Annotated in this window: 22 protein-coding genes; 12 read left to right on the top strand and 10 right to left on the bottom strand. The window is 41.5% G+C overall.

The window, feature by feature from the left end:
- Positions 1–7: 7 nt before the first annotated feature.
- Positions 8–1,147: a 3-oxoacyl-ACP synthase III family protein gene (locus tag ACM0OY_RS03600; protein ID WP_414567519.1), complete on the top strand. Its 1,140-nt coding sequence runs from the start codon at positions 8–10 to the stop codon at positions 1,145–1,147.
- Between the two features lie 67 nt (positions 1,148–1,214).
- On the opposite strand, the gene ACM0OY_RS03595 is transcribed toward ACM0OY_RS03600, so the two are convergent.
- Positions 1,215–4,766: an NB-ARC domain-containing protein gene (locus ACM0OY_RS03595; RefSeq protein WP_414567518.1), complete on the bottom strand. Its 3,552-nt coding sequence runs from the start codon at positions 4,764–4,766 to the stop codon at positions 1,215–1,217.
- Between the two features lie 442 nt (positions 4,767–5,208).
- Here ACM0OY_RS03595 and ACM0OY_RS03590 point away from each other — a divergent pair, with 442 nt between their 5' ends.
- Entirely contained in the window at positions 5,209–5,388 is a 180-nt protein-coding gene (locus ACM0OY_RS03590; protein WP_414567517.1) for a RepB family protein, read from the top strand.
- Between the two features lie 449 nt (positions 5,389–5,837).
- On the opposite strand, the gene ACM0OY_RS03585 is transcribed toward ACM0OY_RS03590, so the two are convergent.
- The gene (locus ACM0OY_RS03585) at positions 5,838–5,984 is read right to left on the bottom strand and encodes a ribbon-helix-helix protein, CopG family (protein ID WP_096538967.1); all 147 of its coding nucleotides are present in this window, start codon (positions 5,982–5,984) and stop codon (positions 5,838–5,840) included.
- Between the two features lie 914 nt (positions 5,985–6,898).
- Between ACM0OY_RS03585 and ACM0OY_RS03580 the strand changes: the two genes are divergently transcribed.
- Together ACM0OY_RS03580 and ACM0OY_RS03575 are read left to right on the top strand one after the other, a co-directional pair.
- Positions 6,899–7,399 (top strand): fatty acid hydroxylase, encoded by a 501-nt coding sequence (locus ACM0OY_RS03580; RefSeq protein ID WP_414567516.1) that lies wholly within the window; start codon positions 6,899–6,901, stop codon positions 7,397–7,399.
- Positions 7,400–8,428: 1,029 nt separating this feature from the next.
- The gene (locus ACM0OY_RS03575; protein ID WP_414567515.1) at positions 8,429–9,523 is read left to right on the top strand and encodes a phosphotransacetylase family protein; all 1,095 of its coding nucleotides are present in this window, start codon (positions 8,429–8,431) and stop codon (positions 9,521–9,523) included.
- Positions 9,524–9,917: 394 nt separating this feature from the next.
- Here the strand turns inward: ACM0OY_RS03575 and ACM0OY_RS03570 are convergent, their stop codons facing one another.
- Positions 9,918–10,439, bottom strand: coding sequence for a DUF4188 domain-containing protein (locus ACM0OY_RS03570; protein WP_414567514.1), 522 nt, complete (start codon positions 10,437–10,439; stop codon positions 9,918–9,920).
- A 97-nt stretch (positions 10,440–10,536) separates the two neighbouring features.
- Here ACM0OY_RS03570 and ACM0OY_RS03565 point away from each other — a divergent pair, with 97 nt between their 5' ends.
- The 4 genes from ACM0OY_RS03565 (at position 10,537) to ACM0OY_RS03550 (ending at position 13,052) form a co-directional block, all read left to right on the top strand.
- A complete protein-coding gene (locus tag ACM0OY_RS03565; RefSeq protein ID WP_414567513.1) occupies positions 10,537–11,076 on the top strand; it encodes a PadR family transcriptional regulator in 540 nt (179 codons plus the stop codon).
- 92 nt (positions 11,077–11,168) lie between these two features.
- Positions 11,169–11,672: a DNA recombination-mediator protein A gene (locus ACM0OY_RS03560; RefSeq protein WP_073641923.1), complete on the top strand. Its 504-nt coding sequence runs from the start codon at positions 11,169–11,171 to the stop codon at positions 11,670–11,672.
- A gap of 297 nt (positions 11,673–11,969) precedes the next feature.
- The gene (locus ACM0OY_RS03555) at positions 11,970–12,365 is read left to right on the top strand and encodes an MAPEG family protein (protein ID WP_073641922.1); all 396 of its coding nucleotides are present in this window, start codon (positions 11,970–11,972) and stop codon (positions 12,363–12,365) included.
- A 195-nt stretch (positions 12,366–12,560) separates the two neighbouring features.
- Positions 12,561–13,052: a YajQ family cyclic di-GMP-binding protein gene (locus ACM0OY_RS03550; protein WP_414567512.1), complete on the top strand. Its 492-nt coding sequence runs from the start codon at positions 12,561–12,563 to the stop codon at positions 13,050–13,052.
- A gap of 102 nt (positions 13,053–13,154) precedes the next feature.
- Here the strand turns inward: ACM0OY_RS03550 and ACM0OY_RS03545 are convergent, their stop codons facing one another.
- Together ACM0OY_RS03545 and ACM0OY_RS03540 are read right to left on the bottom strand one after the other, a co-directional pair.
- On the bottom strand, positions 13,155–13,712 hold the full coding sequence (locus ACM0OY_RS03545; RefSeq protein ID WP_414567511.1) for a glutathione S-transferase family protein: 558 nt from the start codon (positions 13,710–13,712) through the stop codon (positions 13,155–13,157).
- A 6-nt stretch (positions 13,713–13,718) separates the two neighbouring features.
- The gene (locus ACM0OY_RS03540; RefSeq protein WP_414567510.1) at positions 13,719–14,183 is read right to left on the bottom strand and encodes a hypothetical protein; all 465 of its coding nucleotides are present in this window, start codon (positions 14,181–14,183) and stop codon (positions 13,719–13,721) included.
- Between the two features lie 552 nt (positions 14,184–14,735).
- Here ACM0OY_RS03540 and ACM0OY_RS03535 point away from each other — a divergent pair.
- On the top strand, positions 14,736–15,458 hold the full coding sequence (locus tag ACM0OY_RS03535) for a tetratricopeptide repeat protein (protein ID WP_414567509.1): 723 nt from the start codon (positions 14,736–14,738) through the stop codon (positions 15,456–15,458).
- A 167-nt stretch (positions 15,459–15,625) separates the two neighbouring features.
- Here ACM0OY_RS03535 and ACM0OY_RS03530 read toward each other — a convergent pair whose 3' ends face one another.
- Both ACM0OY_RS03530 and psaM read right to left on the bottom strand, forming a co-directional pair.
- Complete coding sequence (locus tag ACM0OY_RS03530; RefSeq protein ID WP_414567508.1) at positions 15,626–16,036, bottom strand: hypothetical protein; 411 nt, start codon at positions 16,034–16,036, stop codon at positions 15,626–15,628.
- Between the two features lie 253 nt (positions 16,037–16,289).
- Entirely contained in the window at positions 16,290–16,421 is a 132-nt protein-coding gene (gene psaM, locus ACM0OY_RS03525) for a photosystem I reaction center subunit XII (RefSeq protein ID WP_190912801.1), read from the bottom strand.
- 157 nt (positions 16,422–16,578) lie between these two features.
- On the opposite strand from psaM, the gene ACM0OY_RS03520 reads away from it, so the two are divergent.
- Positions 16,579–17,880, top strand: coding sequence for an FGGY-family carbohydrate kinase (locus ACM0OY_RS03520; RefSeq protein WP_414567507.1), 1,302 nt, complete (start codon positions 16,579–16,581; stop codon positions 17,878–17,880).
- 565 nt (positions 17,881–18,445) lie between these two features.
- On the opposite strand, the gene ACM0OY_RS03515 is transcribed toward ACM0OY_RS03520, so the two are convergent.
- Genes ACM0OY_RS03515 through ACM0OY_RS03505 form a run of 3 tightly spaced genes read right to left on the bottom strand, consistent with a single transcriptional unit; the run spans position 18,446 to position 21,124 of the window.
- Positions 18,446–19,405: an N-acetylglucosamine kinase gene (locus ACM0OY_RS03515; RefSeq protein WP_414567506.1), complete on the bottom strand. Its 960-nt coding sequence runs from the start codon at positions 19,403–19,405 to the stop codon at positions 18,446–18,448.
- A 14-nt stretch (positions 19,406–19,419) separates the two neighbouring features.
- Positions 19,420–20,682, bottom strand: a complete 1,263-nt coding sequence (locus tag ACM0OY_RS03510) for an MFS transporter (RefSeq protein ID WP_414567505.1) — start codon at positions 20,680–20,682, stop codon at positions 19,420–19,422.
- Positions 20,683–20,734: 52 nt separating this feature from the next.
- Positions 20,735–21,124 carry a GxxExxY protein gene (locus tag ACM0OY_RS03505; protein ID WP_414567504.1) on the bottom strand — a complete coding sequence of 130 codons (390 nt, stop codon included), beginning with the start codon at positions 21,122–21,124 and terminating at the stop codon, positions 20,735–20,737.
- Between the two features lie 127 nt (positions 21,125–21,251).
- On the opposite strand from ACM0OY_RS03505, the gene ACM0OY_RS03500 reads away from it, so the two are divergent.
- The gene (locus tag ACM0OY_RS03500; RefSeq protein ID WP_414567503.1) at positions 21,252–24,239 is read left to right on the top strand and encodes a valine--tRNA ligase; all 2,988 of its coding nucleotides are present in this window, start codon (positions 21,252–21,254) and stop codon (positions 24,237–24,239) included.
- A 212-nt stretch (positions 24,240–24,451) separates the two neighbouring features.
- The gene (locus tag ACM0OY_RS03495; protein ID WP_414567502.1) at positions 24,452–24,886 is read left to right on the top strand and encodes a hypothetical protein; all 435 of its coding nucleotides are present in this window, start codon (positions 24,452–24,454) and stop codon (positions 24,884–24,886) included.
- Positions 24,887–25,097: the final 211 nt, after the last annotated feature.

Below are 25,097 nucleotides of genomic sequence, written 5' to 3'. Positions count from 1 at the left end.
ATTATATATGGTTTATTCTCCAGTCGGTATTCGTTCCATCGCTTTGAGCCTTCCAAGCATCAAACGCACAAATGACTATTACATAGAAAAATACCCTGATATGTTCGCACAGGCTGAGCAAAAAAGTTTGGCAAAGTTGTTTTCACTGGCGGGGGCTGCTCCTGGTAACGAATTTGATTTGGAGATGATGCCCTATCTGTTAGACCCTTTTCGTGGTAGTGTTGAGCGACGGCTTCTGAGTTTAGACGAGTCATCGCTGACCCTAGAAGAGCAGGCAGCAAAAGACGCCCTCAAAGCAGCAAACCTTTCTCTCGATCAAGTTGAACTGATGATCGTTGCCTCAGTCTGGCCTGAACAAATAGGATTTGGTAATGCTGCTTTCCTTGCTCGTAAACTAGGTTTGCAAGGTGCTGCTTGGAATATTGATGGAGCGTGTGGAGTTACTCCAGTTGCACTGCAAACTGCCTGTGCTCTAGTCCGAGCCGGAGAGTACAAAAACGTACTGGTAGTGGTCTCATGCACTTATTCTCGCTTTTTTGATGAAAATGACACCCTATCCTGGTGTATCGGCGACGGTGCTGGAGCTTTTGTGGTTGGCTCACTTGAAGCTGACCAGGGAGTTCTCGGAACCAAGACAATCAATACAAGTATATTGTGTGACAGTTTATTTTCTCAAATCACACAGGATGAAGGCGGTAATCCCCTGATTCGTATGCAGATTGACAAAAGTGCAAATAAATTATTTCGCGAAACATCTGTGGATTTGCTCCGTACCTGTTGCCAGGGTGCTGTCACTGCTGCTGGTGTTACCCTTGATCAAATTGACTTTTTTCTTTTCCATACAACTAGTGCTTGGTTTGCAAGCTTCTGTACGCGTGTATTGGGCATTGAGCCAGAGCGTACAATCAACCTCTATCCTCAATATGCAAACGTTGGACCAGTAATCACCATAGCCAATATGTACCATGCTGCACAGTTAGGAAAAATTCGTGAAAACGACTTGGTGCTGATCTATGGATTTGGTGCTGCTGGTGCTGCTTCTGCAAGTATCATGCGCTGGGGCAAAGTGGCGCTAGGTCTTGACTCCCTCGCAACAATCAACTCAACAATGAAAGATGCCCAAAATATTAGCCTCCTTTCTTGTTAAAATTCTCTACGATTATTGAAAACAAAAATATTTAAAAGTTAGCGGTGTAAAAAACTACTAAACAGAGCTAACTTTCTGCATAAGCGATCGCTCCTAAATTTTTTAAAGAAGTTCTCTGAGCTTGAGTTATACCTGTAACACCTGTGATATTTAAACCTGCATACGGTCTTTGATTCCTCAAAGTTCTTATGCATTCACCAGTTTTGACATGCCAGATTTTAATAGTATCATCCTGACTGCCACTAGCTAGAGTTTGCCCGTTGGGACTGAACACAACAGACCAAACTAATTGCGTATGTCCTTCTAAACTTTTAAGGCATTGGCCAGTGCTGAGATCCCACAACTTCACTGTTTGATCTTCGCTACTACTTGCAAGTATGCAATTATCCGGACTAAAGGTAGCTGAATATACAGAACTACCATGTCCATTTAAGGTCTGAATGCATTGCCCACTACTGACATCCCAAAGTTTTATTGTTTGGTCACTGCTGGCACTGGCTAGCATACGATCATCAGGGCTATACGCTATTGACCACACTAAGTCATCATGTCCCTTCAAAGTCTGAATGCATTGCCCAGTAGCAACATCCCACAGTCTCAATGTTTGGTCAATACTACCACTTGCTAAGGTCTGACCGTTGAGATTGAAAGCGACAGACCATACCTTATCAAGATGTCCCTTCAAAGTCTGAATGCATTGCCCAGTAGCAACATCCCACAGTTTTACTGTATGGTCATCACTACCACTGGCAATCATTTGACAGTTTGGACTAAAAGCAACTGATGTCACCCAATTGCTATGCCCTGGCAAAGTTTTAATACATTGACCAGTGGCGACATCCCACAGCTTTATCGTTTGATCCTCACTACCACTGGCAAGGAGCGAATTATTTGAACTGAGAGCAACTGATGTGACTCTATGACTATGCCCGCGTAAAGTCTTAACGCACTGACCAGTATCAGCATCCCACAGCTTAACGATTTTATTGCCACTGCCACTGGCCAGTATGTGACCATCAACACTGAAGGTTACTGACCATATTCCACTACTGTAACCCTGCCAGGTCTTAAGGCATTGACCAGTCCTAGCATCCCATAACCTTACTGTTTGATCACTACTGCCGCTAGCAACTATACAATTGTTTACATTAAAAACAACTGACCATACTCTGCTACTATGTCCCCAAAGCGTTGCTGTGCAAAGACCTGTAGACATGTTCCAGAGTTTTACTGTTTTGTCATCACTGCTACTTGCTAGTGTATTCCCATCCGGGCTGAAAAAAACTGAATACACACAGTCAGTATGCTCCTGTAAAGTTTTGAGACATTGACCAGTGTTGATATCCCATAACTTAACTGTTCGGTCATGGCTGCCACTAGCCAAGGTTAGACCATCTGGGCTGAAGTTAACTGACCAAATTCCACCGTTATGCCCTTGTAAAGTTTTGAGGCATTCACCAGTGCCGATATCCCACAGTTTCACTGTTTGGTCATGACAGCCACTGGCCAAAGTTTGACCATCTGGACTAACACTAATTGATGTAACTCGACTATTATTTCCCTGCAAAGTTTTGAGGCATTCACCAGTGCTAATATCCCACAGTTTTACTGTTTGGTCTTCACTTGCACTGGCAAGAATCTTACCTTCAGGGTTGAAGGCAACAGACCAAATTCCACCACTATGCCCCTGTAAGGTTGCCAGACAATCCCCGGTATTCACGTCCCACAGCTTGATTGTTTGATCCTTGCTACTGCTAGCAAGGATATTTCCATTTGGACTAAAGACAACATCCCAGAGCCAATCTTTGTGTCCACTGCAAACAAGTAATTGCTTTCCATCTGCAACTTGATAAAGGCAAAGTTCACCATAGCTATCCCCAGTAGCTAATAATTTTCCATTTGGGCTAAATGCCACCGAATGGATGCCTCCTAAGGTTTCAGCAAAAACACACTTATTAAGATCGGCATGAGCAAAATTTGCATTATGCAAATTCACACTTCGGAGATCTGCTTGCCAAACAGTCAAAGAAGAAAAATCATAACTACTAAGATCGACCTCCAGATGAGAAAGCAGATTTAGAATATTGCCAGCTGTATATCCTGGGTCTAGGGGTGATGTCTCTCGGAGTTTTAGTAAAATTTGAGTTAACTGATTTTCAATTTTTCTTTTAGTTCTTAAAGTCTTAAGTAGTCCATCTATAACTGGTTTGATAATAAGGCGAATTTGAGTATCTTTAACATAATCTTTACCCGTCGCTTTCATCAGAGCATGATGCCTGAATAAATCAATATTCTCAGTGAGAATCTCTTCACAAGCTTTTTCTATCAAGCTAGTAGTCATATACTCCATGACTACAGGCTGGAGGGTAAAAAGCGATGCAGTTTGTTCAATGAGCGCGGGTGTAGCTTTCTCGATTAGCGATCGCCTCCATAACGATTCTACAGCCTCTACTAATTTTGCTGGTGGTATTGGTGATGCAATATCTTCTCGTAATTCTTTTAGTGTTATCGACTCGCGATTAATCGCTAGCCAGTACATTATGTCCTTTTCTAAATCTGACAAGCGCTCAAACTGTTGCTCCAAAACATCGCGAATGTCGCCAAAAACAGCCGTGTCTTGTTGCAAAAACTCAGTCACGTTACCATCAAAAATATCTTGAATGGTCGTGGCAACTATCTTCAAGGCTAATGGATTGCCAGCATAGCGTTCAATCATGATTTTCCATTGATCTTCTGCCGCAGATAGCCCTTTGAGTTTTAAGATTTCTTGCCCTTCGGCCACCTTTAAGCCACTTAGTGGTAAAGAGCGAACAGGTAGGGTTTCTCCCTCGAGCAATGCTACTTCTTTTGGTTTTTCCCGACTAGTGAGTAGTAAGCAGCTTTGGTGAGTTGCTTCTCCTACCCGCCTTAAAAGCTCACCATATTCTTCATATCCTTCTCGATAAACTCCAGCACGACTACCACTGCGGAGAATTGATTCTGCATTATCAAGTATCAGTAAACAACGATTATTTTGTAAATAATCAAGTAGCCGTGATAGCCGTTCGCTAAAGCTTTCTGGTAAGTTAGCTTCTGTTTCCTGTTCGTCAGATAAAAATTGAATTAAGTTACTGAGAATAATTTTAACAGGTGGGGCTTCTCGTAGTGATCGCCAAATCACATACTCAAAGTTTTCTTGAATTTGTTGAGCAAACTTTACAGACAGTGAGGTTTTACCAATACCTCCTATTCCCAATACTGCCACTAATCGGCATTCTTCATCAAGAATCCATTGCTCTAACGTACTAAGTTCTTCAGTACGTCCATAAAAAACTGATGCAAAGATAGCTTCTCCCCAATCTAGACGACTATTTGAGCTTGAATAATCACTTTTATCTATTTTTAATGAAAAAGCTGAGAACAGCTTCTCAATAGTCTGTTTGTCAACCCCTCCTTCGCGATTCAATACTTTCGATATCGTACCGGAATATAATCCAGAGCGTGCGCTCATTTCTTCAAGAGTATACCTGTTTCCAAAATTTTCTTTTGCTTCTGACTGATGCTTTGCTTCTTTAATTTTTTGCAAACCCTTATTAGTAAGTGCAACGCCACGCTTGCGTCTCCAATTCTGTAAAGTCATGTATTAATTCACCGTTTGTTTAATCACCTGTGACTAGAAAGAATTATCTACGAGGTTGCTGTAGATATTAAGTAATATTTATAACAAAGTAATAATCCTGTGTTGCAGAGGATTTAAAAAAAGTGTAACGCCAAAATGTTCAGCGATCAAAGCTAAATTGGACAATCCAATGGTTTCTATAAGTCAAAATCTATTACTCAATAGACAATCTAATGTCTGGGGTATTGCTGACATCATCTGTTTAACTAAAAGCTCATTGCGTTTGGGTAATGCCAAATTCATTACGCGTGATGTTAGTTGCTTAATACATTAACTTTTCAGTAATCTGATTGGGGCGTAAAGCTTAAGTTCAATCTTAAAATCTCGATTTTCACTGGTAAAGACAGTTGTGAATTGGCAATCTTGATAAAGAAAGTTTGTAAATATTTAGTCTATCAATACAATGAATGATACTGCCGTAAAGAGATTTTCTAGTTTAGCAACCTCCACAAAAAAAAGGACGCTCAAGCGAATCACTATAAACCTAGCATCAGATGAAGCTCAGAACCTTGAAAAGTATTGCGAACAGACAGGGAAAACGGCAACGGATGTGATTGAGGAACTCATTCGCTCGTTGCCATAACCTAAGTTTTCCCAGTGAGTTTCAAAAATTCAGAAACCACAAGACCCATAGTTAAAGTTGAAAAACATTCTCTGACTCTCGATTGTGCAATCTAAGTAATGGTTACTATGCCATTTCGTTTACAAATGAAAGATACAGCATAGAAGGTAAGAATAACTCCAAAAAACCTGAGAAAGTGTGTTTATAGGCACTGCCAAAAAATATTATTTTTTGGGACATGCGTACCGTGTTCCAGTCTATTGCAAAGATTACCTTTGTAGAGATTGAAATCAGCAGTGCCGTCAAGATAATAATCTCCTTGCTTAAATTCTACTTAGTTTGGTGTGTACTCCTTGTGCCTACAGCATAGGCAGCTTTATCGAGGCGTACTGTGTTGCCTGTAAACGAGCGCAGCACGCCATCGGTAAGCTGTTACGTCTCAATCATCACTAACAAATTGCGAACTACTTTCATTTCATCACTGGCAACGCTCGGATGAGTTCTCGAATCACATCCGTTGCTGGCCTGCCTGTCTGTTCACAATACTTTTCAAGGTTCTTGGCTTCATTGGATGCCAAGTTTACAGTAATTCGCTTGACCGCCCATTTTTTGTTCATGCTCAAACAGTTAAATCGTGTATTGATAACTTCAAAACCTGATTTTACCTTTCCGACTGTAAAGTAACCTAAATTTCGGATCTACCAAGATACCCGTAAAATTAGGATAAGTTGTAAATATTGTAATATTGCAGTTGTACTTTATTATTCAATCATATTTTTTATCACCTAATTTTTTTCCCTTACACGGTTGTAAACTAACGCTTTTTAGTAAAAAACAGCGCTGCTTGTTACAGAGGGGTTAAGGCGATTTAGGTTTAGGCTTTGAGTGCGTAAGTTCTAGAAATCTAGACAAAAAACCTAGAGGCGATCGCCTACTACATCATTAGGATATTTCAGTAGTATTAAATACTCTGCTCACTGGGGTATCCAGATAATTACTAATACCCCAGATTCTGCTGTCGAGCAATTAGATTGTCAACCCACTTTACTCATTTCAATAACCTTAGTTTCCTTGCACAAGGACTGTTCTATCGTTGTGCTCAGTTCCACAATTGAGGCTGAATTACAACCAATCTACAATCAAAAATCTTCAAGAAAGCCTTAACCTAAATTTGTACTAATTTTAACTCAACCTTTGCTCAAGCTGTATGCCTTAGTAAGAAGATTGTGTAGTAGCTGTGGTAAAATACTGTATTCCCATCGGTTTATAGATGTATTTTATCGATCTACCCAAACGTAGAAGCCAAATAGGAGGCTCTTATCGCTAATTTTTTAGTGCGTTCAGGATTGTAGATTTATGAAACTGTAACTTACTAAATTACACAAACTTTAAGCCAACCAAATTAACTGGAGCGTAGACCCGATAAGACACAAAAATGCTTGTTGCATAGTGGAAAACCATCTGTCTACGCCAACATCATGAAATTTGCATATTTTCTGTGAAGTTTTGTTACTAAACTTGAGGAGTAAAAATGCTTGAGGCTATCGCTGTTGCTTGGTTATTACTATTCTTTGGTGATTTCCTATCTACATTCTTTTACCACGTACCCGAGCATGTTTTTGGTAGCCTTCATTTAAAAACGCACCACTCCTGGAAAAAGGACTTTCGCCACTACGCTATATTGACTTTCAATCCCCAGGTTCTTTTGGATGGTATCTTGGGAGCTTTACCTTATATACTCATAGCAGTAGTTCTCTGGTCTTTTTCTCCCATCGGCGTTATTTTTGGACTACTACTTGGTCAGTTTCATGTATGGTGGAGACACATAAGTGTCTTGGGTTGGCAAACTCCAAAGCCTATAAATATTTTATGCCAAATTCTATTTATTACTACTCCTGAAAGACACTGGTTACATCATCACAAAACGAACTTGGGTTTTGGCGATATTTTTACCTTCTTTGAACAACCTGCACAAATCTGGTTGCGCTGGCTACGGCTACTGAGGCTTCGTTTCCGCTACTCTCGTATTTAAGCAAAGCCAGTGCTTAACTAAAATTTTTTCAATCAGGCATTGAGGGTAGGGAAGATGATTGGGGGACAAGGAGAAAGGCTTGTTGAAAATTGTCTGTGTTGTCTGTCTTACTCCCTACTCTCATTTTCCATTTTTAAAATAGGTATAATGTACTCAAATTTGATTTTTTAAACAACTCGGTACAAGTTGAAAAGACTGATTCCTGATTCCCTAATTGGGTACAAAGGCAATTAATCACCTCTCTACTTATACGTAAACAATTTCAAAAATCAAAGCTATCATATACAAAAAAACATTGTTTGATAATTTTTTATAAAAACTTACTTGGCTTTATAAAACAAATTTGAAATGAATAAGTTGAAAAGCTCAGAACTTACGCACTGAAGCTTAAAACTTGTATTTTTCTAGCCCTACCTTAATAAGGGGCTTAAACCGTTTGTTAAACGGACAACTTCTGTGAAAACCCGTAAAGCCTAGAAACTTATGAATCGAATAACTTATGTATTTATACTTACCTAAAAATTTGATATAAGTCAATACAATTAGTAAGAAATTAAAAAATTACTCAATGTTACTATTCAAAACTTTATATTTATCATCAAAACTCAATTGCTATCCTGACATCAGCAAGCGATGTCTCCAATGGGCTACGCCTACGAAGATCAAATCTACTTTAGTTCAGTGTGTCCGACATCAGTTACACATTAAGTTGAAGAAAGGCATAAGGCACACTTCGGCTACACTAAGTCTCAGTGACCACCTGTCTTCTGCCTTGCCCAAAGGGCGTTGAAAATTTTTACCGTCTTTTCAAGACACGGGTGGGGAGCAATGCTTAGCTGTAACAATCATTTTTCAAATTCAGTTCACATAATTTTCTATTGTGTATCGTTGTGTATTGCATCCAAGCTCCAAGGGCTATATTCTGAAAAATCCTAGTTTCTAGGAGAGAGAGAGGCTTTTGCCAGAACGAACTAGAATTAGGAAACACCTAGCTGGGTTCTTCTGACTTTTGAAATTAGGAGTGCATGTGTGCCCAAATCCCCTAAATATTTGCTGATTGGATCAACCGAGACTTACAGCGGTAAATCTGCAACTGTTCTGGGTTTGTCTCATCAGCTACAGCAAAAAGGACTGGATATAGCTTACGGTAAACCGCTCGGTACGTGTTTGAATTCGTCTAGCGGAACTGTAATTGAAGAAGATGTCCAGTTCATCGCTCTTAGCCTGAATTTGCCGGAAAACCGTGTTGCACCTACAATGCTGGCTTTGGATGAGCTAAATGTGCAAAAACGCTTGCGTGGGGAGGACAAAACAAATTATCAGCAGTCACTATTACAGCAATATTCGCAAATGTCGCCAGGAGACTTGGTGTTGCTAGAGGGACCTGGTGATTTGTCTGAAGGCAATTTGTTTGACTTATCTTTACTACAAGTGGCTGAGGTCTTGGATGCTGGCGTCCTGTTAGTAGCCCGTTATAAATCGTTGCTTTCAGTTGAGGCATTATTGGCTGCCAAGCAGCGTATGGGCGATCGCTTGATTGGTGTTGTCATCAATGATATTCCTGTGGGACAACTCAAAGCGGTTGACACTCTATTACGCCCATTTTTGGAACAGCGGGATATTCCAGTGCTGGGAATGCTACCAAATAGCGATTTACTTAAGAGTGTGAGTGTTGGCGAACTCGTTAAGCAGTTAAAGGCTGACGTTCTGTGTCGTAACGATCGCCTAGATTTGTTGGTGGAAAGTCTGGCAATTGGCGCAATGAATGTCAACTCGGCTGTAAAGTATTTCCGCAAACGCCGGAATATGGCAGTGGTAACAGGAGGCGATCGCGTGGAAATTCAGCAGGCCGCTTTGGAAACTTCTACCCAATGTTTGATTCTCACGGGGCAACTACCACCTCCACCGTTCATTCTCAGTCGTGCTGAAGAACTAGAAATTCCCATTTTATCTGTTGACTTAGACACCCTCACCACAGTCGAAATTGTTGACCGCACTTTTGGTCAAGTCCGTCTCCACGAGCCGATTAAGGTTCAGTATATTCGCCAGTTGATGGTTGAGCATTTTGACATTGACCGCCTGTTATCTAAACTCGGTTTAACTCCCGCAACGGCATTGTCTTAGTTAGGGCATGGAGCATGGGGCATGGGGCATTGAAAAGAGGCTCCAGGGGCGGGGTGCGGGGGGCAGAGGGTAAACAGGGAGTGTGGGAGGTGAGGGAGGTGTGGGAGGATGGAAAGAAATCTTTCCCCCTTTTCTTCCCACACTCCCCCATCTCCCCAGGGCGGCCGCATCATGTCAACAAGCAAAGTCTATTCTCAATAGAACTAAAATTAATGTCATTAACTCTTGCTTATTGCGAAAATTTTAGGCGATCGCTTTGGGGCTTAAAAAATAATCAAGCGCGAAATCCTGATTTTTTCGTTGGTTTTTAACCTTCGTTGTGATCAAGAGTAATTTAGATGCGTTTGCCCTGCCCATCTCCCCATCTCCCCATCTCCCCATCTCCCCATCTCCCTCATCCCTCCATTTCCCCACTCCCTGGCGAAGGCACACCGGGTTCGCTGTCACCTCCCAAGCGACGGCGTGCGGTTTCCTTTCGTCCCTTAGCGGGGACGTGCTTGGTTGCAGCAGCTAATCCAAATACAGGCATATTTCCGTAAACTGCCTCATATTTTCCCGGATCGATTAAATAAGTTTCGTGCCAAATGCCAACACTACCATCAGCACCAATGGCTCGATTAAACCTTTGCCAAGCTTCTAAATGTGCATCTGCGGGATTTCTGGCAAAACGCTCCAAATCCTCAAACGATCGCCAATACTGAATCAGTCCTACTCCCCGCGAGTAAACAAAACCTTCTCCCCCTAAAAACCCCTTATCGGGATTCTGCTGAAGGCTCCGTAGCATCGGCGACATTGCCATAGCTGTGGGAATCCATTTAGAAAAAGCAAAGAATTTATTAATTCTCATCCCAATCAGAAACACAACGAAGGGTTCATCAATCTCGGCGGTAAATCTTCCTGGCATTACTTGAGGCATGAGTTACATTCCTTGTTATTTCAGTTTATTATGCAATTAGTTGCATATAAATATTTTATGCAATTAGTTGCATACGTCAAGTAGTGAATCAAAAATCATGGCATTAGCCCACGCGATATTAGCTGCTCTCGTTGATGCCCCTTGTAGTGGGTATGATTTAGCAAAGCGATTCGATGGCTCTGTAGGCTTTTTTTGGTCAGCAAGCCACCAGCAGATTTATCGGGAGTTGTCGAAGTTAGAAGACCAAGGGTGGATTAGTTGCGAGACGATTCTGCAAGCAGGACGACCAGATAAAAAGCTTTACAGCGTTACAGGCTTGGGAGAACAGCAGTTAAAACAGTGGATTGCTCAACCTTGTGAACCCACACCGATAAAAGATGATTTACTTGTAAAAATTTTTGCTGGTCATGTTGCTCCTAAGGAGACGATTTTGGCAGAACTGGAGCGACACCAAAAAGCCCACTTAGAAAAATTGTCTACATACGAGAATTTGGAGCAGCATTACTTTCAGAATCCCCAAGAGCTGCCAGAAGTACAACAATTTCAGTATTTGACTCTCCTGAATGGGATTACTTATGAAAGACATTGGCTGGCTTGGTGCGATCGCGTAATCTCAGTCATTGAAGCAAAAAAGTGAAAAATTGTAGTGATGTCTAACTCAGGTTTGCCTCGCACCTACACGCTCTTTGGTAGAATATCTGGGTCGTTTAATCTGATGCATGTCTATCTTTGAGTCAGTCAACAGACCTTATTAACGTCGATACATTAGCGCAAGAACTAGCGACAATCCAGCAAACGGGTTCTAAAAGAATTGCCTTGCTGGGTTCTCGTCATGTGCCGATTACACATCAGAATCTTATTGAAATGATGACATATGCCCTAGTTTTATCGGGTAATCGGATCATCACTTCTGGTGCTATAGGCACAAATTCTGCTGCCATCCGGGGAGCGACACGGGCCGATCCAAACTTGTTAACCGTGATTCTACCCCAAAGCTTGGAACGCCAGCCCTTAGAATCGCGCCAGCAACTAGAACAAGTAATGCATCTGGTGGAAAATCCTAGTAATGATAATCTGTCTCTTGCGGAAGCTAGTTACTTGTGCAACAAGGAAATTGTCTCTCGTTGCCAGCAACTAATTTGCTTTGCGTTTCACGACAGCCGCACTTTACTGCAAACTTGTCAAGATGCAGAAGAACAAAGAAAAGTGGTGACACTTTTCTACTTTGATTAGTTATTTGTCAAAAGTCCTCTCTTACAAAGTTCGGATGCCTGTGGCAACGGCAAAGGCGAACGGAGGTTTCCTCCGCTCAGACTTTGCGTTTCGTCCTTTGTCCTAGTTCGTGATGAACAGAGCAAAACACGTCTATGTATTTGAACAATGACCAATACTTCGGCTTCTCTACGAGACGCTACGCTTTCCTTGTACTGACCTGTACTGAGCGCAGTCGAAGTAGCGGAGTCGAAGTATGCTCAGTACAAGTGACTAATGACTAATGACTAATGACTAATGACCAATGACTAATAACTAATGATAATTTTTTTGTACTCGATCGCTGCTGCTGCCGTTCTAATTTACGTGCCATTCTTGGTAGTAGCTTATGCCCGTGTGCGTGTTGGGTACGATCTCTCTGCCCCTCGCGCTATGTTTGATAAATTGCCACCATACGCTCAAAGAGCCACCTGGGCACATCAGAACTCCTTTGAAGCGTTTATGGTATTTGCCGCAGCCGCATTCATGGCATACGTAACTGGTGTAAATTCTTCTACAGCAGCGACGGCTGCGATCGCTTTTGTGGCTGCCCGTTTTCTTTACTCAATTTTTTATATTTTGAATATACCCCTTTTGCGCTCCCTAATGTTTGGCATTGGCTCCCTTGGCTCTGCTATTCTCATTTTCCTGAGCATCATCCAAGCTAGTAGTTAATTGGGCACGGGGCATGGGGCATGGGGAAAATGACGGACATGAGGGAGGCGCAGGGGCAAAGGAGCAGAGGAGCAGAGGAGCAGAGGGCAAGTTGCAGTAAGTCTTTCCCCTGGTGCCCCCCATCCTCTTCCCGATGCCCAATGCCCAATGCCCAATGCTAATCTAAAATCCAAAATCTAAAATCCAAAATTCTTTATGGCTTCTACTTTTTCCTTTGACATTGTGAGCGACTTTGACCAACAAGAATTGGTTAACGCTGTCGATCAAGTTGTGCGAGAAATCAAAAGCCGTTATGACCTTAAAGATACTCAAACTACTGTTGAGTTAGCCGATCAAAGCATTAATGTCAGTACTGACAGCGAGTTTACCTTGGATTCTGTACACAACATCCTGCGGGAAAAAGCCGCAAAGCGTAACCTGTCCCAAAAAATCTTTGATTTTGGCAAAATTGAATCAGCAAGCGGTAACCGCGTACGTCAAGAAATTAAACTCAAAAAAGGTATCAGTCAAGAAATCGCCAAACAAATTTCCAAATTGATTCGTGACGAATTCAAAAAAGTACAAGCCTCAATTCAAGGTGACGCTGTAAGGGTTTCTGCTAAATCTAAAGATGACTTGCAAGTTGTGATTGTGCGACTAAAACAAGAAGACTATCCTGTGGCTTTGCAATTTACAAATTATCGGTAAAAGGGATTGGGGACTGGGTACTGGGGACTAGAAAATAATTTTTTTAACTGCTAATATTCAGTACTCAATACCCAATCCCTAATCCCCAATTCCCAGTCCCTTTTATGTTCTCGCACCGATACTTTTTTGAAATGCCGGACGGTCAGCTAACTGCTTCATGTAATTTAATACAGCTGGGTAAGGGCTGAAGTCTAGTTTCAGAATCATGGGAATGTAGTTTAAAACAGACCCCACTGCGACATCGGCAACGGTGAATTCATTGCCCAGCAAAAAAGGTTGTTTAATGAAAGTTTCATTCAACGTACTCAACAAACGGGATATTTGGCGATCGCGATTTGCTTCTACCGTAATTGCTGTACTGAGGGTGGAATTGGCAAATAATACCCACTGGTAAATCACAGCACGTTCTTCTAGTGAAACTGGCGCTTTTGCATACTTGTCCATCAAATAAAGCAAAATTGCCCCAGATTCCCAAAGCTGAAGATCTCCATCAACAATTGCTGGAACCCGTGCAAATGGATTAATTGTCAAAAACTCAGGCTGGAGGTGTTCACCCGCCTGCATATCAAGCTTGACAAATTCATAGGGAACTTCTAGTTCCTCTAAATACCAATGAACAATTGCTGCTCGACTACGAGCGCCACCGTAAAGTTTTAGCATAATTACTTAAAGAACTTTGTGAGTATGAGAATGCTGCTTAACGTTATCTTCTTTAGTAACAACTCTACTGGCATTTAGCACCCGCTTACGGTCAATTGAATACTTGAACTCACTGTAGCTTGTACCTACAGGAATTAGGGATTTTGCAGATTCACGACGCTTGTAAGTACGAGCTGCTGCAAATACGCGTGGTATAAATTCCTCTCCGAACTGAGCCGACTCTGGGAATCCATCTGGCACAAGTTGTGAATCGCCATCCAACACAGATCCCAAAGTTGTTGCATAAGCCAACTTATAGGAGGTAGGAATGCCTTTCAACAGTGCTTCCAAAGCCGCAGAGGGAATTGGTTCTATAACTTCGATTTGATAAACTTCTCCATCTTCTTTAACGAAGCAGGTTGCCAAACCGATAACAATGTAATCATCGGCTGCTAAATCTGGGGCATTGGGATAAGAAATTGCGGTTGTCATTAGAAAATTTCTCAAAACTTAAGGGCTGGGGATTGGGGATTGGGAATAAGAGCCAGAGGGTAACAAATTTCTAGTCTCCAGTACCCAGTTCCTAATCCAGGTTCTTGGCATTCTACCAACTTGTCGCTCTTACTACTTGATTTGTACACTGCGACGGGAATAAGAATAGCATTCTAAATGTTTCAAAAGCCCAGAAATACAGGATTTTTAATTTTTTACCGATCGCGCGGTACTGGGAACTGGCAAAAAGTTTTTCAATCCCCAATCCCCAATCCCCAATCCCTTTTACTTTGGCCTAGCGATACCAACCAGTGTTGGAAATTTATCTTGGCTATTTCTGGAATTGACCTTAGGGATGAAGTATCCATGATTAGGTTGAGGATCGATTGTCAATTTAGGGCGTAGATTTCCACTTGTGTGAGTAGTTGAAGTTCTCTCTTGAGATGGCTTTCAGGTAATATTCAATACTCTAAAAATAGATGTAGTGGTAAAGCCAATAACAAATAAAACTAGAATTTGATTTCATATAGCAGGTATTTTAGGCATAAAAAGATGAATATTCACTCATTTTTAGCTTCCGGTGACCATCAAAGTAACCAATATAAAAGACTTGTTATAAATAAGACAAATAATCATCAAGACCAGAGGGCAAACGATCGCAATGAATTAGGGGATAGCCACTTACGCTCTTATGCTTTGAAGTTGGCTCAAGAAGGAAATTATACTGAGGCGATCGCACTTTTAAACCAACTAATTTTTCGCCATCCCTACAATGCGATTAATTATAACAACCGGGGACTGATTTATTTCCAAAGTGGTGAAATGCAAAAAGCGTTTTGTGACTATAATACCGCCCTGGAACTGAATCCCTATTTAGCCAGCGCTTATAACAATCGAGGAAATTACTATGCTGCTTGTGGAGAATTAGCATTAGCACTTGCTGACTACGATGAAGCGATTAATTTGAATCCTCGTCACGTCCGGGCGTGGATTAACCGAGGGATTACCTTGCGTGATTTGGGTCAATACGAAGAGGCTATTGAGAATTTTGAGGTAGCATTGCTTTTCGGTCAACTGGAAGGTCACATTTGGGCTGAACGCGGCAGAACTTACCATCTTTGGGGTGACTGGAATTGTGCGATCGCTGATTATCGTCGTGCCCTCACTCAACTACCTCCTGTAAACAACAGTAAGGACATTACTGGTTATCGCTTGCGTTTACAACTCGAAAATTGGCTTAACAATCTGCTATCTCCTGGGCGTCCTAATTGGTAGATGAGCCATTCTGGCAAATTCAAGATTCCAAAAATGAAAAATTCATTTTTAATTTGGAATTAGAGTATAGGACGCTGTTATTTATTATCAATAAATATAAATTTTCACCCGGTTTCTACGTAGCCAAAATCACAAAGAACAGAATAATCCCAAACTTGATATTTCTCTTAGGGTAATAAATCTGTTTGTTCAATGACTCTGCCATCTTGATTCATCAGCACCACCCGACGCTGGCTGGGATCGAATCGATATCCTTGTTGTTGCCTAATACTTTTAGCTTGCTGGGGATCGAAGTTACGGCTAAATTCTGCCTGTAAAGTGTTGACATGTTCTTCCATCAGCTTGACTTCAGTGCGGATTTCTCGCAATTTTGCTTGCTGTAACCAGTGATAAGGCAAAAGTTGTGCCAAGGCAGATGCGGCGGCGGCTGTAATGAAAAGATTAACAGCAATCTTGGCAGTACTTTCCAATGCCATCACTTGGTAAGAACGTTGACGAAGATGCCGCTTTGGTCGAGGAATGACCCGACGTTTTTGTATCGGTTGTAACGGTGGTCTAGAGGGTTGAATCGCGTTCATGATCCTAAAAATTAACCTCGCTGAGTGAAGAAAAGCACTTTAAAAAGCTCTCTGACGCTAATTACTACTTGATTTAGCTGTCATATTACTTCATTTTTTGCAAATCGCTACAAGTGCTGCACAAGTTAAAAAATAACCTGGCTTACGTAAGTGCAAGATCGCAACTACTTAGGGCGTAAAGCCGTAAGCGTTTGGAAATTGCACCCCCGTAATGCCAGGATTATTAGCTTTTCAACTGTGTCACATCGTAGCCTTATTTGTAAAGTTCTGTGGCTAAACGCCAAGCTAGAACTCCTGGAATCAGCGCCACAACTAGAGCGATGTACACTTGGGTATCTGAGATGGAAGATACTTGAGCGATGTACAGAGTATCTAAGATAGGCATGGCTGAAATTCTCCTAACTTCAATAGATTTTGAACTGTTCGTTTACTACTTTTCCTTGTTTTGCCGGGTTCGTGGAAGATCTTGTTACAAGATGCAACAAAAGCAGTTATTAGTCAGTAGTCGTTAGTTATTATCCTTTAAAAAAATTTATAAATCTATGGATTTTTATTTGGGTATCGACTTTGGCACATCTGGCGCACGTGGTGTGGTGATTAATGAGGAAACTAGCATCCAGGCTGAGGTGCGATATCCTTTTGAAGATTTACCAGCGGGTGCGATGGCAAGTTGTTGGCAAGAGGCTTTGTTTGCATTGCTGGAACAAATACCTCAGGGATTGCGGCGAGAAATTAGAGCGATCGCAATTAACGGTACTTCTTCCACTGTCTTACTGGTGGATGCTGCTGGCAAACCAATAGATGCACCGTTATTGTACAACGACACGCGGGGATCATCTGTGGTAGATGATTTGAGGAGCATAGCACCCCCGAATCATACCGTGTTAAGCGCCACCTCCAGCCTTAGTAAACTGATTTGGATGAAACAATTACCTTCTTTTAGTGAAGCTAGATATTTCCTACATCAAGCAGATTGGCTGGGGTTTTTGCTGCATGGGTATTTAGGCATTAGTGACTACCATAACGCCCTAAAACTAGGTTATGACGTGGAAGAGTTGAAATACCCAGAATGGATAGAAAAGTTGCAAATACCGATTCAACTACCCAGAGTTTTGCCACCTGGTACACCTGTGACAGAATTACGTTCTGAAATTGCAGATAACTTTGGTTTTCGGCGTGATTGTTTGGTATGTACTGGTACAACTGATAGTATTGCCGCTTTTCTTGCCAGTAGGGCAAAATTACCTGGTGAAGCTGTGACTTCCTTAGGTTCAACGCTGGTACTAAAACTTTTGAGTCGTACCCGTGTAGAGGATGCGCGATATGGAATTTATAGCCATCGCTTGGGTAAATTGTGGTTGACTGGAGGTGCTTCTAACACTGGTGGTGCAGTGCTACAGCAATTTTTCACCAACCCTGAGTTAGCAAGCCTGAGCCGTGAGATTGATGCATCAAAAGCCAGCGAACTAGATTATTATCCATTGTTGAAAGCAGGCGATCGCTTTCCGATTAACGATCCCAATTTACCCCCACGTTTGGAACCACGCCCAGATAACCCAGTGGAATTTTTGCATGGATTATTAGAAAGTATTGCCCGTATAGAAACAAAAGGGTATGAATTATTGCAGCAAATGGGTGCAGACAAGTTAACTCGTGTTTATACTGCTGGCGGTGGCGCAGCAAATGACACTTGGACTGCTATTCGTGGGCGGTGTTTAAATGTGCCTGTCATAGCCTCAAAATATACTGAAGCTGCTTATGGGACAGCATTGTTAGCGATGCGGAGAAACACAGGGATGAGGGAGTGTGGGAAGTCAGAGGAGTGTGGGGGAATGTGGGACTGAGGGAATCAGTGGCAAAGAAAGGTCAGAATTCCTAACTCTTAACTCAACAGTCAACACTCCCAATGCTTAATGCCCTATACCCCGTGACAGATATCTTTTAAATCAGTATGTATCCGGGTGACAATCTACATATCTCGGCCGATACTGTGATTATTAGATACCGGACTATAGGATTCCAGGTTTCATGATCTGGGCAGCTATTCGGGGATGGGTGCTTTGCGACAAGCGAATGTCATCTATCCCCTTTACTAATGATTGGAGTTAATTCTAAGTGAATTAACTAAGTCGGTGAGAATAAATCAAACTATGTTAACTAATATAACGTTAGCCAAACTTAGCTCTTAGTAAGGGCTTTAGCTCTTTTCTTAGGACTAAAGTCCTTACTACAAACATTGAATTTTTCATACCGTTCTACTTACTACGAGCGATGATATAAAGTTTCCATGCCAGTATCTGATTTTCTTTAATATCAGCGGTATATTCTTCGTAGTCATAACCCGATTTATCACTTTATTAAAGTAAATACTTATTTATTAATTTAGTATTATTCTTGTCTATACAATAATCATAATAAAGTAGTCAATGCCAACAAAGCAGCACCATAAGCAGGCTCAAACCTTGGATAAATCACTTGCATAAAAGGAAACTTCTTAATTATCGAAGCTGAAAACCTCTCATGTATTTTGGATCTACTTAGCCATACACTTCCCGTTGTGACTACTTCATAAATTGAGTCTGGAATGAAAATTGCATCAATTACTGTAGATGTAGATTTTACCAATTCTTGAACAGCATCATTAATTATATTATTCGCTACTTCATCACCTGATGCTGCTGCTAAATCGACAATTGGCGCCAAAGCAGCTATCTGTTTAACTCCCCATTGTTGCCGATATATTACTTCTATTAAATCTTCTATACTTTCCAAATTAAGATGCTGTTTAAAAGCATCCACTAAACTAGTTGCTATCTCTCGCCCATCATAGGATTTTAATGCTGCATTCATCCCAGCAACAGCAATTTTATAAGCACTACCTTCATCTCCTAAAATGTAGCCCCAGCCGCCTACTCGCTTAGTCTTTCCCTGATGATTTCGCCCAAAAACTATGGAACCAGTACCTACAGCAACCACAATTCCTACATCATGACCAATTCCACCAACTAAAGCAATCAAAGCGTCGTTACAAATTACAATATTTTCTGGCTGTAATGACCAAGTAATAGGTAAAATTTTGCTATTTTGCAACTCTTGTACTAAATTTTTTACTACTTCGATATCTGATGCACGTCCCACACCTGCCAAACCCAGACATATTGCTTCAATAGTAATAGTATTTATAATTTGTCTTGCTTCATTAGTCGCAGTATGAATTGCAGATTCAATTGATTTGAAAGTGGCTTCAATACCTATACTCTGATAGTTAGATTCCCCAGCTTCGGCGCGTCCTAGAACTTGTCCAGAATCATCCACCAACACACAGACTGTCTTACTACCGCCGCCATCTATTCCCAAAACATAAGGCATAAAATATGAAATAGTTAATTATTCGCAAGTTTCGATTCTTCTTTTAAAGGTATAAAAAACATAGCAATCATTCCAGGAATCGTGAGTAAACAAACTAAAATAAAAAATAGTGGATAGCCAAGTGCTTTTTGGAGATAACCGCTAATTAATCCGGGTAGCATCATTCCTAAAGCCATGATGCCAGTAGATATGGCAAAATGAGAAGTTTTATACTCACCTTGGCAAATATACATTAAGTAAACACTAAAGGCTGTAAACCCAAAACCATAGCCGAATTGCTCTAAGGAAACTAAAGGATATACCAATGTTAATGAAGGTTTTGTATAAGCCATATACACATAAAAGATATCAGGCAAATTCAATGCTAAAGCCATAGGCAAAAGACATTTCTTTAATCCATGTTTTGAAATGAGTAAGCCTCCTAATATCCCTCCACAAATTAGTGAGATTACTCCAAATGTTCCGTAGGCTAATCCGACATCTGATGTTGATAAACCTAAGCCTCCTACTTCTGCTTTGTCTAATAAAAATAAAGACGCAATCTTGACAAGCATTGCTTCGCCAAGTCTGTAAAGTAAGATAAAGGTTATAATATTGATAATTTTATTTTGAGCAAAATATGAACTAATAATTGACCAAAAGTTTATCTTGTTGGTGGCTTTTTGTCCTTGAGAATATGATTCAGGTACGGGTAAAATTAGGCGATGGAAAATAAACAGTATTCCTAAAATTAAAGCTGAGAAGCCAATAGCAAAAGTCCAACTGAGAGGGATATTGTTAAGAGATACTTCAAGCTGACCTGCCATGAATACTAAGATTCCAGACCCAAAGATAACAGCAAGTCTATAAAATAGTGAGCGAATACCGACAAAAAAGGCTTGTTGTTCGGGAGATAAAGCTAGCAAATAAAAGCCATCTGTGGCAATGTCATAAGTTGCTGAAATAAAGGCTCCTATTGTTAATGCTGTCAGGGAGATGAAGAAGAAGTTTGGTAGTTGTAAAGTAAAGGCTACCAAAGCTAAGCAGGCAGACATGGCTAATTGGGTATAAGTTATCCATTTGCGTTTGGTAAAGTAAATATCGACAATTGGCCCCCAAAACATTTTGATGACCCAAGGTAGATAGAGAAAACTTGTCCATAAAGCAATTTGAGCGTTATCTATTCCGAGTTTTTTGTAAAAGATGACGGAAACTGTATTGATGATGACGTAAGGTATGCCGGAGGTGAAATATAGGGTGGGGATGAATGTCCAGGGGGAAGTGGTTTGGTGTTTCATGGGTTTTGGTTAACGAACTGCAAAGGGCGCAAAGAAGATTAAGAAGAGAAGATTAAGAAGAAAGAATGATGCGTTTGATGCCGTCTTTGAGGAGGGGGACGTTAAAGTTGATGAGGAGAGCTAGGGGGTAATGAGTCATTTTAAGGTATGAGATGACTTGGGCTTCATGAATAGGGGTTAAGTTTTGGACAGCTTTCAATTCAATAATTAGAGAGTCTCCAACCAAAAAATCTAATTTGCCCTCACCTACCGGACGACCTTTGTAGCGTACTTTTACTGGATGCTCAAACTTATGGGGTATTCCGCGAATTAAAAATTCTTCTTTTAGTGCCTTGTGATAAACCTCCTCTAAAAACCCTGCTCCCAATACTTGATGTACCTCAATTGCTGCCCCAATCACCCTATAAGCTAGATTTTCTACCTCAACACTTGGTTGTCTCATCTTATCTTCCTCCTCTTCCTCCTCTTCCTTTGCGTCCTTTGCGCCCTTTGCGGTTCGTTTCCATCAAAACCCCCCCCAACCCTGTGGCAAAATTTATTAGAGTCCTTCCATAGTTAGTTTGCCCCGCATGACCGCAACCATTCTCAATCTCCCCAGTCTCTACGACCCCTTTTCCACTGAAGCCAAGTGGCAAAAATTCTGGGAAGACAACCAAGTTTACAAAGCCGACCCCAACCATAACGGTGAACCTTACTGCATCGTTATTCCACCGCCTAATGTCACCGGCAGTTTGCACATGGGTCACGCTTTTGAAAGTGCCTTGATTGATACCCTCGTGCGCTACCATCGTATGCAGGGACGTAATACCCTGTGGTTACCCGGAACTGACCACGCCAGCATTGCTGTCCATACGATGCTGGAAAAGCAACTCAAGACCGAGGGTAAAACTCGCTATGAGTTGGGGCGCGACCAATTCTTAGAACGCGCTTGGCAATGGAAGGCGGAGTCTGAAGGAACGATTGTTAATCAATTGCGACGCTTGGGTGTTTCGGCAGACTGGTCACGCGAGAGGTTCACCCTAGATGAGGGTTTATCCAAAGCTGTTGTTGAGGCATTTACTCGACTTTACGAGGAAGGCTTAATTTATCGTGGTGAATATTTAGTTAACTGGTGTCCGGCTTCCCAGTCGGCTGTGTCTGATGTGGAGGTAGAAAATCAAGAGGTTAATGGCAATCTATGGCACTTCCGCTATCCCCTAACAGATGGTTCTGGTTTTGTGGAAGTGGCGACGACTCGACCAGAAACGATGCTCGGCGATACAGCAGTGGCAGTTAATCCCAATGACGATCGCTACAAACATCTCATTGGCAAAACTTTAACTCTGCCCATTCTACAACGAGAAATTCCCATCATTAGCGATGAATTCGTTGACCCCACTTTCGGCACAGGCTGTGTGAAGGTGACTCCTGCCCATGACCTCAACGATTTTGACATGGGCAAACGTCACAATCTGCCGTTAATCAACATTATGAATAAAGACGGCACCCTCAACGCCAATGCTGGGGAGTTTCAAGGGCAAGACCGCTTTGTTGCTAGAAAAAATGTGGTTTCTCGCCTAGAAGCAGATGGGGTTTTGGTGAAAATTGAGGATTATAAACATACCGTTCCCTACAGCGATCGCGGTAAAGTACCCATTGAACCCTTACTTTCAACTCAGTGGTTTGTCAAAATTCGCCCCCTCGCTGACAAAACTTTAGAATTCCTTGATGGGCAAAATTCCCCGGAGTTTGTCCCCCAACGCTGGACTAAGGTTTATCGTGATTGGTTAGTAAAACTCAAAGATTGGTGTATCTCTCGTCAACTCTGGTGGGGACACCAAATCCCCGCTTGGTACGCTGTCAGTGAAACCGATGGCCAAGTTACCGATAATACGCCCTTTGTGGTGGCGAAATCGGAAGAGGAAGCTTGGGACAAAGCTAAGGCGCAATTTGGCGAAAATGTCAAGTTAAAACAAGACCCAGATGTTCTAGATACTTGGTTTTCTTCTGGACTTTGGCCGTTTTCAACTTTGGGCTGGCCAGAACAAACTCAGGATTTAACGACTTACTACCCTACCACTACTTTGGTGACAGGCTTTGACATCATCTTTTTCTGGGTAGCGAGAATGACAATGATGGCTGGGCATTTTACAGAAAAAATGCCTTTCCAAACCGTTTACATCCACGGCTTGGTTCTGGATGAAAAAGGTCAGAAGATGTCAAAGACTAAAGGTAATGGCATTGATCCACTGTTATTAATTGACAAATATGGTACTGACGCTCTGCGCTATACCCTAATTAGGGAAGTAGCGGGGGCTGGACAAGATATCCGCTTAGAGTACGATCGCAAAAAGGATGAATCACCATCTGTAGAAGCGTCTCGCAACTTTGCTAACAAGTTGTGGAATGCAGCGCGGTTTGTGATGATCAACTTGGATGGACAAACACCTGCACAACTTGGTCAACCACTTAGCACTGAATTGAGCGATCGCTGGATTCTTTCCCGTTATAATCAAACCGTCAAACAAACTAGCAATTACATTGACAATTACGGTTTAGGAGAAGCAGCAAAAGGATTATACGAGTTCATTTGGGGTGATTTCTGCGATCAGTATATTGAATTGGTGAAATCTCGCCTCCAGCCAGATGCAGATCCCGCATCACGACGAGTAGCACAACAAACCCTCGCCTACGTGCTGGAAGGGATTTTAAAACTACTTCATCCCTTTATGCCTCATATTACCGAGGAAATTTGGCAATCTCTCACCCAACAACCAGTAGACTCCCCTCAAACTCTACCTTTACAACCTTATCCCCAGGTAGATGCAAATCTGATAGATTCAGCACTAGAGGAACAGTTTGAATTACTAATTGATACTATCCGCACAATTCGGAATTTGCGTGCTGAAGCGGATGTTAAACCAGGGGTGAAGGTGACAGCTAATTTGCAAACTGAAAGTGAAAAAGAAAGACAAATCCTCACTGCTGGACAGGTTTATATTAAAGATTTGGCAAAGGTTGAAACTTTAACTATTACTGACAAGCAAAAAAGCCAAACCGTTGCTGTGAAAAAACCTCAGAAGGGTTTGAAAGTAATTGGCTTAACTATTTTGGGGATTGTCTTTGCTAGGTTAGGTTTTGCTGTGGGAAATACGATTTATGAAACTCCCATCGTCGGAGCTTTCTTTGAAATGGTTGGTTTTCTTTATGCAGCTTGGTTTGTTACCGAAAATTTACTGACTGCGGAAACTAGACAAAAGCTATGGAGACAGTTTTTCCCAGAGACAGAAGTACAACAGGCACAAGAACCAGAAAATGCAATCGCTGGTGTGATAGGTACAATACAAGTAGTAATTCCCCTCAGTGGTGTGGTGGATATTGAAGTTGTGCGTGCCAAACTAGAGAAAAGCCTCACCAAAGCCGAAGCGGAAATTCAATCTTTGAGTGGCAGATTAAAAAATCCGAATTTTGTCGATAAAGCTAGACCCGACGTGGTTCAAGGAGCGAGAGATGCCTTAGCAGAAGCCGAAAAACAAGCAGAAATTCTGCGCGAACGTCTACGTAGCTTAGGATTGTAATGCTGTAATGGGTAATGGGATGATTAATTGCGAATTACCCATTACCTACTGCAAATAAACTGTTCCAGATTTTTTGGAATCACAACTCATCTAGCTAAATTTTTGGCTGCGGCTTACTTTAATTCTTTAAATTTTGATTTGGCGACTAATGTTTATACTTGTTTATTGATTAAAAATGATTTTGAATTTTTTGTGAAAGCGGAGTAACTCTCATGCTATATCTAGCCCAGGTGCGTAAAAACGATTTTTTAGAGCAGCACCAGTTACGCTTATTAGCACGTCAGGAAGTTGATAATTTGTGGGCGATAATTCCAGAAGAGGCTTTCATTCTGCTGGGGAAAGGAAAGTCTATGAGTGAAAACTTGCTTGTTTTAGTCGAACTTTCCCCCACAGGCGATATTGAAAAAGTAGAAGATGCTACCGATTGGGTACTACATTTAGTACAAACCTACCTCACTACAGGCATTACACCAGAATTCTTGCAGCACGAAGCCGAGCGAGCAGAACATTGGCGACAATCACTGACGTTACAAAACCAAGACTTAGCCCGGCGTTCTCTGGAATTAGAAGCCAGACGCGAACAAATTCAAGCTTTAGAAGAAAGCCTCAAACGTGAGAAAAATGGTTATCACAAAGATGAGGAATGAGGGGCTAAAAATCATTTAATATTAGATTTTAAATTTTGTATTTTGGATTGAAGATTGATAATTAGAAATTTCAGCAACTTTGTTCTCACGAAGTTATCAACCAAGAGCCTTTGGTGATGGTACTCCCTAAGGAACATCCCTTAATACCATTTCACTTTAAAATCGATACAACAAATAGGCAGCAGGGGGGCAGGGAGCAGGGGGAAAGAAT

The organism is Nostoc sp. CCY 9925, assembly GCF_963920935.1.
Taxonomy (GTDB): Bacteria; Cyanobacteriota; Cyanobacteriia; order Cyanobacteriales; family Nostocaceae; genus Nostoc.
The sequence above is the reverse complement of the archived record's forward strand: the minus strand, read 5'-3'. Positions and strand labels throughout refer to the sequence as shown.